Below are 11,983 nucleotides of genomic sequence, written 5' to 3'. Positions count from 1 at the left end.
AAATCAGGCACCTGTTTTTCTGAAGGTTACCGGCACAACGGTGTTGCCGTCATAGCGTGCGGTACATTGCGCCACGTCATTACTGCCCGCGGTGCAGGTGATTTCCGGCATCGGGTAGCGGGAGCCATCGCTGCAACGCGCATTGCTGCGGCTTTTGATCATCAGCTCGCCGGTCTGATGCAGACCTGAGAACAGATCGGCGCGGCAGGTGATGTTGCCAGCCTGGACCAGACGGGCCGTGCCTTTGTTGTTCTGGATCTGATAGCGCAGCGTCGGCGCTTTGCCGGTGGCGTGATCTTTAATTTCCGGGCTCACGCGCCAGGTGCCGTTCAGGAAGCGGGTATTCCCGGTTTTCACCTGGATGGCGTCCATCACCAGCACATCTTTCGGGATCGCGGCGATCACCGCAGGCTCGCTTTTCTTCTCGTCAACAACCGGCGTTTTCACGGCGACGACATCTGCCTGATGCAGCGGCAGGGAAGCAGTAAGCTGTGGCGCAGGGCTGACCGGCGTGATCACTGGCGCAGGCGTCGCAACCGGTGCCGGCGTGTTCGCCAGCTCGGTTTCAGGTGTTGCCTGCGGTTTCAGTAGTACGGGAACGGCGACGGCCGCGACGACCAGCGCCGCCACGGGCAGCAACCACAGCGCGGCAGCGCGTTTTTTTGCCACCGGCGCGGTGACAGGTGCGGGAGCAGGCACGGGTTCCGGCGCGGGCGGCGGTGTAACCGGGGCCGCAGGTTGCGGTTTTTCGTATACCGCCCCGGCGACTTCTTCGGTTTTGATCACCGGCGTCGGCGCTGGCGCAATCAGCGGTTCGTCGGCCTGGCTGAAATTCACCACCGGTGTTTCTTCCGGCTCCGGCAGTTCAACCAGCGTGATGACAGGTTCAGGGATCGCCTCCTCGCGCAGGCAGGCCAGCACATCGTCACGGGCGCTTTCGTTGAGATTAACGAAGCCCCAGAAGGTGATTACCGGTTTGCCATCGACGAGGAAAACATGGTTGATGCCGGGAAACTGCAACGCTTTTTCCAGCAGCGAGCCAAACAGCTGCTGCGCGGTTTTGTTGGATTGCAGGCTTTTGCGGCTTAGCGCGGCGGCACTGTCGAGGGTGCTTTCCAGATAGCGCAGGGCGCGAAAGCGCGCGTCTTCATCTGCCGCTTTCCAGGAGACCGCCTGACCGTCAACCGGCGAATACCAGTCAACGCGATCGCCGTCGTCGTTGACCTGCGGAATGGCGAGACAGTCCACCATTGCCTGCTGTTTGCGCAGGCGTAATGCTTCACGAATTTGCAGTGCCGAATCAAATACGGCCTGACCGCCGCCGCCAACTGCCTGAAAATCATCCAGATCGCCGCTGCGCAAGAGTGTTTTTGCCACGTTTTCATCCCATAGACTTCTTCACACGTCTACTTTACGCAAACCGGCATGTAAACAAACGACAGAAGAGAGGCTAAAACCATTGAATTCTCGTCGTATTGAGCGGGCGTTTAGGCCTTGACGTTTTAGAAAATCCCTAACGCAAATTTCAAATCTGCCGCTGGATGAATATTCAACAAAAAGCGCGGCATTAGAATAACCTGATAGTGATTCGTTATTTGCCAGTTTTATATTCCTGTGCTGTGATCACTGTCTGTCATAAAAATCCATAAGGCATAACAATGAACACAGGGAAAACGCTGCTCGCGCTGGCGCTCGGCACACTTTTATTACCGGCAAGCGCCGCGTTTGCGGCATCTAACGACACGCTGATTTATTGCTCCGAAGCCTCTCCGGAATCGTTTAACCCGCAGATCGCCAGCTCCGGCCCGACCTTCGTGGCCAGCTCGCAGGTGCTGTATAACCGGCTGGTGAATTTCGATCCGAAAACCAATACCCCGGTGCCGTCACTGGCAACCGAGTGGAAAATTTCCCCGGATGGCAAAACCTATACCTTTACGCTGCGTCAGGGCGTGAAATTTAACAGCAATAAATATTTCAAACCGACCCGCGATTTTAATGCTGATGACGTGATTTTTTCGGTACTGCGCCAGAAAAATGCCGATCATCCGTATCACAATGTTTCCCAGGGCAATTACGAATACTTTAACGACGTAGGCCTGGATAAGCTGATCAAAGACGTGAAAAAGCTGGATGATTACCACGTTCAGTTTGTTCTTAACGAACCTAACGCGGCATTTCTTGCCGACTGGGGAATGGATTTCGCGTCTATTCTCTCCAGCGAATATGCCGACGCGATGCTGAAAAAAGGCACCCCGGAATATGTCGATACCTGGCCCATCGGTACCGGTCCTTACGCGCTGCAACAATATAAAGTGGATTCGCTGATCCGTTACGTCGCCAACCCGAATTACTGGGACGGCGAAGTGCCGACCAAACACCTGATCTTCTCCATCACGCCAAACGTGCAAACGCGCCTGGCGAAGCTGCAAACCAACGAGTGCCAGATCATTCCGGCTCCTGCACCGGTGCAGTTTGACGAGATCAAAAAGAACAAGGATTTAGCGCTGCATTCCGTTGATGCGCTGAACGTCGGTTATCTGGCGTTTAACACCGAGAAAAAACCGTTCGATAACGTGCTGGTGCGTCAGGCGCTGAACTACGCCACCGATAAAAAAGCCATTGTTGACGCGGTATTTATCGGTTCCGGTACGGTGGCAAAATCGCCGCTGCCGCCCAATATGCTCGGCTTTGATAAAGATCTGAAGGACTACGAATACGATCCGGAAAAAGCGAAAGCGCTGCTCAAGCAGGCAGGCGTTGCAGAGGGGACAGAAGTGACGCTGTGGTCGATGCCGGTACAGCGTCCGTATAACCCGAACTCGAAACGCATTGCCGAGATGATCCAGAACGACTGGGCGAAAGTGGGCGTGAAGGCGAAAATCGTCTCTTATGAGTGGGGCGAATATCTCTCCGGTATGCGTAAAGGCGAGCACGACAGCGCGCTGTTTGGCTGGATGTCTGACAACGGCGATCCGGATAACTTTGCCGATGTGCTGCTCGGCTGCAACAGCATCAAAACCGGCTCTAACGGCGCCCGCTGGTGCGATAAAGGCTATAACGATCTGGTGCAGAAAGCGAAGCTGACCAGCGTGCCGGAAGAGCGCGCTCATCTGTACGAACAGGCGCAGGAGGTGTTTTATCAACAGGCACCGTGGATCGCACTCGCCAACGGCAAAACGTTCTACGCCACCCGCAGCAACGTGAGCGGGTATAGTGTCAGTCTGATGGGCAGTGATTTTTCCAAAGCCAAACTTAACTGATCGTAAGGAGAGGATATGTCGCATCTGGATGAGGTTATCGCGCGCGTGGATGCCACCATTGAGGAGAACGTTATCGCGCACATGAACGAGTTGCTGATCGCCCTGAGCGACGACGTGGAACTGAGCCGCGAGGCGCGCTATGAACAACAGCAGCGCCTGCGTCACGCCATTGCGCATAAGGATCGCCACAACAAGGAAGAGCTGGAGGCCAGGCGCGAACACCTGACCCATGGCGGCGTTATTCTCTGATTTTAAAACTGGCGTCTGGCGACAAGCCAGGCGCCCACTACCAGCAGCACCGCGCCGCACACCGGGCCAATCAGCGCCCGCAGCGGGATCCCCTGACTTTTCAGGACATCCATCACTAGGCCGCCAATCAGCTGACTGGCGACCAGCACGGCGATGGTCGTGGCAGCCCCGACATACTGATACCCGCTGATGCTGGCAAAAACAAAAAACGAGCCGAGCAGGCCGGGAATGATCGTCCACCAGCGCACGGTCGCCGCCAGTTCCGCAAATCCCCCGACGCCGTTTTTAATCAGCAGAATGCTGACGAACAGCACAATCCCCACCAGCGAATTGAGCAGCATGGCGATGAGAATGGTGGAGGAGCTCTGGGTAATGCGCACCATCAGCGTGTTCTGCACTACCAGACCAATCCCCGCCGCCACCAGAAATGCCAGCGTCAGCGACTGATTCATGGCAGCGCATCCGGTTCGCTTCGCTCATCCAGCTGAAGCTGCATAAAGGTCAGATCCAGCCAGCGGCCAAATTTCGTGCCCACCTGCGGCATCTGCGCGGTAATGGTAAAGCCTAGCTTTTCATGCAGATGAACAGAGGTATGGTTCTGCGACTCGATGCCCGCCACCATCACATGCTTACCAATACGCTTCGCCTCGTCGATCAGGCGGCTCATCAACGCCTGGCCGATGCCTTTGCCCTGATGCGCGGGATGCACGTACACCGAATGTTCGACCGTATGCCGGAAACCATCAAAGGCGCGCCAGTCACCGAATGAGGCGTAACCGGTCACGACACCATTTTCTTCGCTCACCAGCACCGGATAGCCCGCAAGGGATCGGGCTTCAAACCAGGCGATGCGGTTATCCACGTCCACCGTGGCGTCGTTCCAGATGGCGGCGGTTTGCAGCACCGCATGGTTATAAATTTCAGCGATAGCCGCGCAGTCGTCTTTGTGCGCAAAACGAATATTCATGGTTGAACCTCAGGAGTTGTTCACTATAGTATTACGATATGAATACTATTACAGACAACATAAATCAACGGATCAGTGTGCGAATTCGTCTTGAGCGTGAATCCCGCGGCTGGTCGTTAAGCGATCTGGCGAACCGGGCAGGCGTGTCGCGGGCGATGATCCACAAGATCGAAAAGGGCGAGAGCAGCCCGACTGCCACGCTGCTGGCACGGCTGTCCGGCGCTTTTGGCATCAGCATGTCAACGCTTATAGCGCGGGCAGAAATGCAGGAAGGCAAACTGCTGCGCTTTGCCGATCAACCGCTGTGGCGCGATCCGCAAAGCCACTATCTGCGCCGCCACGTCTCACCGCGCACCGATTTGCCCCTCGATCTGGTGCAGGTGGAGTTACCCCCGGGCAGCGATATTCCGATGCCCGCCTCATCCTATGCGCAGGCACGCCAGCTGATCTGGTTACAGGAAGGCGAACTGACATTTGTGGAAGGGGATACCCGCCACCAGATGCATGCCGGTGACTGTCTGGAACTTGGCCCGCCTAATGACTGCCGTTTTATCAACGACTCCGCTGAAATTTGCGGCTATCTGGTGGTGCGCCTGAATCAATCAGGCTCGTAATGCGAAAGCAAACCTGCCATTAAGCTTCTACCCTTGTGTAAGGTTTACGTCGAAAGGAGACAATGATGAGTCAAAGTTCACAACGTAATCGCCGCTGGGTGCTGGCATCCCGACCTAAAGGCGCGCCGGTTGCTGACAATTTCCGTCTGGAAGAAGACGACATCGCCACGCCCGGTGAAGGCCAGGTGTTGCTGCGCACGCTCTATCTCTCCCTTGACCCGTACATGCGTGGCCGCATGAGCGATGCACCGTCCTATACGCCGCCGGTGCAAATCGACGAAGTGATGTGCGGTGGAACCGTGAGCCAGGTGGTGAAATCCCTCCACCCGGATTTCAGCGAAGGCGATCTGGTGCTGGGTTACAGCGGCTGGCAGGATTATGAAATTTCCGACGGCAGCGGGCTGGTAAAGCTACAGGAAACTGAGCATCCGTCATGGGCGCTGGGCATCCTGGGTATGCCGGGCTTTACCGCCTACATGGGGCTGCTGGATATTGGTCAGCCGAAATCAGGCGAAACGCTGGTGGTGGCCGCTGCGACCGGGCCGGTTGGCGCGACCGTCGGGCAAATTGGTAAGCTGAAAGGCTGCCGCGTGGTGGGTGTCGCTGGCGGCGAAGAAAAATGCCGTTACGCGGTGGAGAAACTGGGCTTCGATGCCTGTATCGATCACCGTGCTGACGATTTCGCGGAACAGCTAAAAAACGCCTGCCCGCAGGGTATCGACATCTATTATGAAAACGTCGGCGGCAAAGTCTTCGACGCGGTGCTGCCACTGCTGAACAGCGCGGCGCGCGTACCGGTGTGCGGTCTGATCAGCGGCTATAACGCAACCGATCTGCCGGACGGCCCGGATCGCCTCTCGCTGCTGATGGGCACCATCCTGAAAAAACGTCTGCGCGTGCAGGGATTTATCATTAATCAGGATTACGGGCATCGCCTTGATGAATTCCGCAATGAAATGATCCCCTGGGTGAAAGAGGGCAAAATCCAGTATCGCGAGCACATCACCGACGGGCTGGAAAATACGCCTGAGGCCTTTATCGGTCTGCTGGAAGGGAAAAACTTCGGCAAGCTGGTGATTAAGGTTGCCGATCGGACATAACAACGTTGATGGCGGTCAACGCCGCCATTAAAAACCAGGCAAAATTTTCATTTCCGTCTTTAATTATATCTGACCCATACCCGGAGCCGCTTCTGGCTTCGGGTATGCCTCAAAAATCACCTTTTGTTTTAACTTTCAGAGACGACCAATACCAGGCATGCACAGAGAAAAAATAGTTTGTAGTTCTACCGCAACATACTCCCCCAGCAGGCTGGAAATAATTAAGTATTGGACAGGAATGGAATATGCTTGATTTTGTAAAAGCGCAACGCATGAGCCTTACCATGCAGGTGGAAGTGAGCCTGAAAAGCGCGCTTATTGTTGGCGCATTAAAACCTGGGGCACGACTGATCACCAAAGAAATTGCCGATCAACTGGGAACCAGTATTACCCCGGTGAGGGAGGCGCTTTTACGCCTGGTTTCTGCCGGCGCGCTGCACGCGACGCCCGCGCAAGCCTTTTTGGTCCCGGAAGTGTGCAAAGAAAGATACCTGGAAATTAACGCGATACGCAAGAAAGTCGAAAGTATGGCAGTGGAAGTGGCCTGCGCTAATCTTGATGCCGATAAAATGAAAAAATTGCAACAGCTGGCGGCAAGTTACCAGGAAGCCCTGGGCGGCAGTAATATAGAACAGACCTTACAGGCCAACCGGTCGTTTCGTTTTTGCCTGTATGAGTATGCGGAAATGCCTACGCTGACGGCCATCATTGAGCAGCTGTGGGTGCGAATCGGCCCATGTTTTAATTATCTCTATCCTTCATCCGAAAGTTTAATGCGCAGTCACGGCGCTTACGATGGATTATTATCCTCGCTGGAAAAAGGCCATTGTGCGCAAAGTGGACAGGCAATAATCGATGCCATTGAAGTGGGTGAGACTATTCTGCTTCGTCAGTATGACAATGATATGCGCTAATAAAAATCCGGCCTGCTGAGCAGGCCGGAACGTGTTTATTCGAAGCGATAAGCCACGGACAGACCCACGCCGTAATTACGACCCGGTGCAGGCTCGTAGTAACGACCATTGGATTCGTTGACGATCACTGAACCGACATATTCGCGATCAAACAGGTTATCCACGCGACCAAACAGGTCCATATTCCAGTTACCGTAATTGAATTTGTAGCCGCTGTTCAGGCCCACCACGGTATAGGACGGCGCTGTGGCGCTGTTTTCGTCATCAGCCTGAATATCGCTCATATAACGCACATCCGCCCCGGCGTACCAGCCGCTTTCCGGCTGCCAGCCAAGAGACGCAAAGCCCATATTACGCGCGATGCCCGGCATACGGTTGCCGTTACAGTCCCCGTCATTACAGACGTTGGTGCGGTAGGTGGCGTTCAGATAAGTCCACGCCATTTTCGCGCGCCAGTTACCGGCAAACTGCTGATCGACTGACAATTCCGCGCCCTGACGACGGGTTTTACCGGCGTTTTTATAGGTGGTGCGCCCGCCGCTGCTGGCATCAGTGACGATCTCGTTATCCGTATCGGTCTGGAACAGCGCCGCGGTCAGCAGGCCGTTGCCGACGCGCGTTTTGCTGCCCACTTCCCAGGTGGTATTGGTGGATGGTTGCAGATCGAAATTCAGCCCGCTCTGGCCACCGGAACGGTAGGAAAGCTCGTTGATGGTCGGCGTTTCAAAGCCACGACCGCCCGCCACGTACAGGTTCCACGCGTCGGTCAGCGCATATTTCAGTGAACCCGCTGGCAGCCATTTGTGATAGCTGGCTTCACCGCTGTCATCGCCGTTGCGCGGCGTCACATAGTGGTCGTTGGAGTCAAACCATACGGAGCTGTAACGCACGCCCGCATCCAGCGACAGCTTGTCGGTCAGCTGCCACGCCGTTTGCAGATAGGGATCGACGTTCCACATCAGGTTGCGCTCGTTGCGGCGCTGCTGGCCTTTCTGCCCGTAAACCGGCGTGCTGCCCGCCATCACGAAGTTCTCGTAACCTTTACGATCTTCGCTCATGTTTTCGTAGTTCAGACCGGTGGTGAAGGTGACCGGCACGCCCAGTTCGCCACGGTGCGTCCAGCGGGTGTCGATACCCTGATAGTGACGGCTCAAGTCGATCACACCGCCTGCATGGGTGGGATTGAGCTGCGGCCCGCGCGGAATGGACTGGTACTGCGTGGTTTCGCGTTCACCGGCGTACATCATTACGCTCAGATCGTCCTGCTCGCTGAGCTGACGTTCATAGCGCAGGCCCGCCTGGGTCTGCTTGATGGTTTTACGCATGTTGTACTGATCGCCACGCGGCGACTGGCGCGGGTTATCTTTCCATTCGCTTTTGCTCAGGCCACCCGGATCGTTCGCTTTGGTGTCGACGCTGTTGAGGATCAGCGTCAGCTTACTGACGTCATCGATGCGCACGCCCAGTTTGGCGTTGGCGAGATTTTTCTGCGCGCCGCTGTGATCGCGGTAGCCGTGGGTGGCAAAACGGCTGGAAGAGACCGTGTAATCCACATCGCCCGGCTGCGTACCGTCACCCACCGCGCCGGTGGCTTTCAGGCCGTAGCGCCAGCTGCCAAAGCTGCCGTAATAGCTGCTCGCTTCAATGGTGGCGGGTTCGCGGCCCGTTTCGGTCGTCACATTCATTACGCCGCCGGAGGCATTACCGTACAGGGCAGAAAAGGGTCCGCGCAGCACATCGACGCTTTCAATACTGTTGATGTCGATGTTGGACGTCTGGCCCTGGCCGTCCGGCATGGTCGCCGGAATGCCGTCCACATACATACGGATCCCGCGCACCCCATAGGTGGAGCGGGAGCCAAAACCACGGATTGACAGCTGTAGATCCTGCGAATAGTTCTGGCGATTCTGGATCTGTAAGCCCGGCACGCTGGTGAGCGATTCCGAGAGATTCACGCGCGGCGTCGCCTGACGCATATCCTCGCCCTGCACCACACTGACGGCGGCCGGCGTATCAAGTTCGGAGACGGTTTGCGGGGAAGCAGTGACGATCATGGTTTGTTCCGCTGCCGCAAAAGCAGGGTGAAAGACCGCCGGAAGTAAGAGAAACGGCAAAGCCGCCGGGCGTGCAAAAATGATTTTCATGGTGGGAACCGGTTAAAAATAAAACGAACCAAATGGAACATGTGGCGACATGTTACGGGTAATGTAAAAAAATTGAAAACGTTAACGGCACTTACTGTGAATCCTTGCCGGGGGAAATTATGGCCCGAATGGGAAATACGGCAAGAAAGTCTCCCATTTTTACCAATAAATGATTACTATTCTCATCTGTGCTCGTCATAATTCACGCTGCAAATGCGTTGGCTTTCCTCGCTTACCCCAGTCACTTACATCTGTAAGCTCCCTGGGATTCACTGCGTCGCCGCCTTTTTGCAACAGGAATTATTTAGGGCATACAAAAAGAAGCGAAGCGCGACTTCGCCGACCGGAAGCCATGTGATGCAGCTATACATTCGTTATCAAAGGGAGTCGTCATGTTTACTCGTCATCTAAGCTCACCGCGCCTGCGTGGTTCACTGTTATTAGGTTCTCTGCTGCTCGCCGGCACGTTTAATGCGAGCGCCGCTGAAGAAATGCTGCGCCAGCCGGTGGGCAAAGGAGCCTATGAAATGGCGTTCAGCCAGCAGGAAAACGCGCTGTGGCTTGCGACTGCACAGAGCCGTAAAACGGACAAGGGCGGGGTGGTATATCGTCTTGATCCGGTCACGCTGAACGTGACCCAGGCCATCTATAACGATTTGAAACCGTTTGGCGCCACCATTAACAGCAAAACGCAGACCCTGTGGTTCGGCAACACCAGCAGCAGCGCCGTGACGGCGATTGACGCGAAAACTGGCGACGTGAAAGGCCGTCTGGTGCTCGATGAGCGTAAACGTTCCGAAACCGTGCGCCCGTTCCAGCCGCGCGAACTGGCCGTGGATGAAACCACCAATAGCGTGTACATCACCGGCGTCGGCAAAGAGAGCGTGATTTGGGTGGTGGACGGCAACAGCATCAAACTGAAAACCACCATTACCGGCACCGGCACTTACGCCACCGGGCTGGCGCTCGACAGCGCCGCCAGACGCCTGTACACCACCAACGGCGATGGCGAATTCATTACCATTGATACCGCGACCAACAAAATTCTTAGCCGTAAAAAACTCCAGGATGACGGCAAAGAGCATTTCTATCTCAACCTGAGCCTCGACACCGCCGGACACCGTGCGTTCGTGACCGATTCCAAAGCGCCGGAAGTGCTGGTTGTCGACACCCGCAACGGCAAGGTGATCGAGAAGATCGCCACCCCGGAATCGCTGGCCGTGCTGTTTAACCCGGCGCGTAACGAAGTGTATGTCACCCACCGTCAGGCCGGTAAAGTGAGCGTGATCGATGCGAAAAGCTACAACGTGGTGAAAACCATCGATACTCCGACGCACCCGAACAGCCTGGCGCTGTCCGCAGACGGTAACACGCTGTATGTGAGCGTGAAACAGGCCTCCACCCGCGAGAAAGAAGCCACCCAGCCGGATGATGTGATCCGCATTGCGCTGTGATGTGATGTAAAAAAAGGCTCCGTAGGGAGCTTTTTTATGTCTGCTTGCCCGGCGGCGCTACGCTTGCCGGGCCTACGGGTTATGGTTTTTGTAGGCCGGGTAAGGCGCAGCCGCCACCCGGCACACTGCCTTAACGGAATGACATTGCTAATGCTATCCCAAAACATAGGTTTCGCCCGTTGCGGGAGCCTGTATTTCCTGCAACCACAGCCGTCCCCATGAACCGGTGCAATGGCAACCCAGGATTTTGTCCGGCTTTTGTTGGAGCAGAAACTGTCTCATTGCCCAGAGCTTTTGGGGTGATGCAGTGCGCAGGTGAAAACCACCAAATAGGGCGTGAATATGCTTAATTCCGGTTATCTTCTGGCAGTGGCGCACGATATTGGTCAGCCCTCGATGACCACACCCGATAAAAATGACCAGCCCCTTGTCAGACAGATAAATCAGTACGCCTTCATCTGCCACATAATCCGCACCAGAATTTTGCCCTGTGATAACTCCGTATGGCTGAGGTTTGTCCATCGGGATCTCCCCTGACCATAAAAAGCGTTCACCCAGGTGCAGAGGAGTTCTGCTGTACTCCATGCGGAAACGTGAATAATCAATGTCGAGAGATAATTTTTTTATCGGTAAAGTAATGCCAGTTACGTTTAGTGCTGCATAGCGTTCACTGGCTATTTGTGGATGGCAAACGATCCGGGAGCGATCTGGCAGCCATGGAACTCCACCACAATGATCATAATGACCATGTGAGAGCACCGCTGCTGTTAATCCTGATAAATCAATACCCATCATGTTCGCATTATGCAGAAAGCTATCGTCAGGTCCGGTATCGAACAAAATTGCATCATGTTCATCCCGGATAAACAAACTCAGCCCAGCTTTAGCGCGCAATGAAGTTTGTGCGCTAAAGCTGCGCCGATTTTCCAGTAATACGCTGACGGTAACTGCCATGGTGGTTCTTTCCCTGAGATGCTTACCGCCGTACATTTTATGGAATTGAGCCAGACAAAAAATGGCCTGTATTAACACTTCACCTTAAAAAAAATCCGGAAATGAAAAAACATTTCCGGATCCGGGTATGGCTAATAGATATTAAAATTGTCTGCTTGCCCGGCGGCGCTACGCTTGCCGGGCCTACGGGTTATGGTTTTTGTAGATACTGTTATGCCATGCAAGCATTTTCCTCATGCAGCGTGGCATCGAACGGGCGTCCTGATTTCAGGACGCCATACGCCACCTGGGCAAGTTTACGCATCATCGCCCCGATTATCAGCTTCG

Annotated in this window: 11 protein-coding genes; 6 read left to right on the top strand and 5 right to left on the bottom strand. The window is 55.0% G+C overall.

What is annotated here, in order from left to right; translation table 11 throughout:
* Positions 1 to 3 precede the first annotated feature (3 nt).
* Positions 4 to 1,377: an SrfA family protein gene (locus tag KW828_RS20635; protein WP_218338119.1), complete on the bottom strand. Its 1,374-nt coding sequence runs from the start codon at positions 1,375 to 1,377 to the stop codon at positions 4 to 6.
* Positions 1,378 to 1,658: 281 nt separating this feature from the next.
* Between KW828_RS20635 and KW828_RS20630 the strand changes: the two genes are divergently transcribed.
* Together KW828_RS20630 and KW828_RS20625 are read left to right on the top strand one after the other, a co-directional pair.
* Positions 1,659 to 3,260 (top strand): ABC transporter substrate-binding protein, encoded by a 1,602-nt coding sequence (locus tag KW828_RS20630; RefSeq protein ID WP_218338118.1) that lies wholly within the window; start codon positions 1,659 to 1,661, stop codon positions 3,258 to 3,260.
* A gap of 15 nt (positions 3,261 to 3,275) precedes the next feature.
* Complete coding sequence (locus tag KW828_RS20625; RefSeq protein WP_218338117.1) at positions 3,276 to 3,509, top strand: DUF2526 family protein; 234 nt, start codon at positions 3,276 to 3,278, stop codon at positions 3,507 to 3,509.
* Positions 3,510 to 3,511: 2 nt separating this feature from the next.
* On the opposite strand, the gene KW828_RS20620 is transcribed toward KW828_RS20625, so the two are convergent.
* Together KW828_RS20620 and mddA are read right to left on the bottom strand one after the other, a co-directional pair.
* Positions 3,512 to 3,961 carry a DMT family transporter gene (locus KW828_RS20620; protein WP_129362606.1) on the bottom strand — a complete coding sequence of 150 codons (450 nt, stop codon included), beginning with the start codon at positions 3,959 to 3,961 and terminating at the stop codon, positions 3,512 to 3,514.
* Complete coding sequence (gene mddA / locus KW828_RS20615; RefSeq protein WP_218338116.1) at positions 3,958 to 4,476, bottom strand: L-methionine sulfoximine/L-methionine sulfone acetyltransferase; 519 nt, start codon at positions 4,474 to 4,476, stop codon at positions 3,958 to 3,960. Before mddA ends, KW828_RS20620 begins: the two co-directional genes overlap by 4 nt.
* Positions 4,477 to 4,514: 38 nt before the next feature.
* On the opposite strand from mddA, the gene KW828_RS20610 reads away from it, so the two are divergent.
* From KW828_RS20610 to KW828_RS20600, 3 genes are all read left to right on the top strand, one after another.
* A complete protein-coding gene (locus tag KW828_RS20610; RefSeq protein WP_218338115.1) occupies positions 4,515 to 5,090 on the top strand; it encodes a helix-turn-helix domain-containing protein in 576 nt (191 codons plus the stop codon).
* A gap of 65 nt (positions 5,091 to 5,155) precedes the next feature.
* Positions 5,156 to 6,190: an NADP-dependent oxidoreductase gene (locus tag KW828_RS20605; protein ID WP_218338137.1), complete on the top strand. Its 1,035-nt coding sequence runs from the start codon at positions 5,156 to 5,158 to the stop codon at positions 6,188 to 6,190.
* Positions 6,191 to 6,435: 245 nt separating this feature from the next.
* Positions 6,436 to 7,104, top strand: coding sequence for a GntR family transcriptional regulator (locus tag KW828_RS20600; RefSeq protein ID WP_218338114.1), 669 nt, complete (start codon positions 6,436 to 6,438; stop codon positions 7,102 to 7,104).
* A 35-nt stretch (positions 7,105 to 7,139) separates the two neighbouring features.
* Here KW828_RS20600 and pqqU read toward each other — a convergent pair whose 3' ends face one another.
* On the bottom strand, positions 7,140 to 9,248 hold the full coding sequence (pqqU, locus tag KW828_RS20595; RefSeq protein WP_218338113.1) for a TonB-dependent receptor PqqU: 2,109 nt from the start codon (positions 9,246 to 9,248) through the stop codon (positions 7,140 to 7,142).
* Between the two features lie 392 nt (positions 9,249 to 9,640).
* Here pqqU and KW828_RS20590 point away from each other — a divergent pair, with 392 nt between their 5' ends.
* On the top strand, positions 9,641 to 10,702 hold the full coding sequence (locus KW828_RS20590) for a YncE family protein (RefSeq protein ID WP_218338112.1): 1,062 nt from the start codon (positions 9,641 to 9,643) through the stop codon (positions 10,700 to 10,702).
* Positions 10,703 to 10,855: 153 nt separating this feature from the next.
* On the opposite strand, the gene KW828_RS20585 is transcribed toward KW828_RS20590, so the two are convergent.
* Positions 10,856 to 11,656 (bottom strand): MBL fold metallo-hydrolase, encoded by an 801-nt coding sequence (locus tag KW828_RS20585; RefSeq protein WP_218338111.1) that lies wholly within the window; start codon positions 11,654 to 11,656, stop codon positions 10,856 to 10,858.
* Between the last annotated feature and the right edge of the window lie 327 nt (positions 11,657 to 11,983).

It is taken from the genome of Enterobacter sp. ENT03 (assembly GCF_019218745.1).
In the GTDB taxonomy this organism is placed as follows: domain Bacteria; phylum Pseudomonadota; class Gammaproteobacteria; order Enterobacterales; family Enterobacteriaceae; genus Enterobacter_D.
Note: the sequence above shows the minus strand (reverse complement) of the source record. Positions and strands in the feature narration are given on the sequence as shown.

Coding starts and splice junctions, on each gene's coding strand:
- KW828_RS20630 (WP_218338118.1), top strand. CDS start 1,659: ATGAACACAGGGAAAACGCTGCTCGCGCTGGCGCTCGGCACACTTTTA.
- KW828_RS20625 (WP_218338117.1), top strand. CDS start 3,276: ATGTCGCATCTGGATGAGGTTATCGCGCGCGTGGATGCCACCATTGAG.
- KW828_RS20620 (WP_129362606.1), bottom strand. CDS start 3,961: ATGAATCAGTCGCTGACGCTGGCATTTCTGGTGGCGGCGGGGATTGGT.
- mddA (WP_218338116.1), bottom strand. CDS start 4,476: ATGAATATTCGTTTTGCGCACAAAGACGACTGCGCGGCTATCGCTGAA.
- KW828_RS20610 (WP_218338115.1), top strand. CDS start 4,515: ATGAATACTATTACAGACAACATAAATCAACGGATCAGTGTGCGAATT.
- KW828_RS20605 (WP_218338137.1), top strand. CDS start 5,156: ATGAGTCAAAGTTCACAACGTAATCGCCGCTGGGTGCTGGCATCCCGA.
- KW828_RS20600 (WP_218338114.1), top strand. CDS start 6,436: ATGCTTGATTTTGTAAAAGCGCAACGCATGAGCCTTACCATGCAGGTG.
- pqqU (WP_218338113.1), bottom strand. CDS start 9,248: ATGAAAATCATTTTTGCACGCCCGGCGGCTTTGCCGTTTCTCTTACTT.
- KW828_RS20590 (WP_218338112.1), top strand. CDS start 9,641: ATGTTTACTCGTCATCTAAGCTCACCGCGCCTGCGTGGTTCACTGTTA.
- KW828_RS20585 (WP_218338111.1), bottom strand. CDS start 11,656: ATGGCAGTTACCGTCAGCGTATTACTGGAAAATCGGCGCAGCTTTAGC.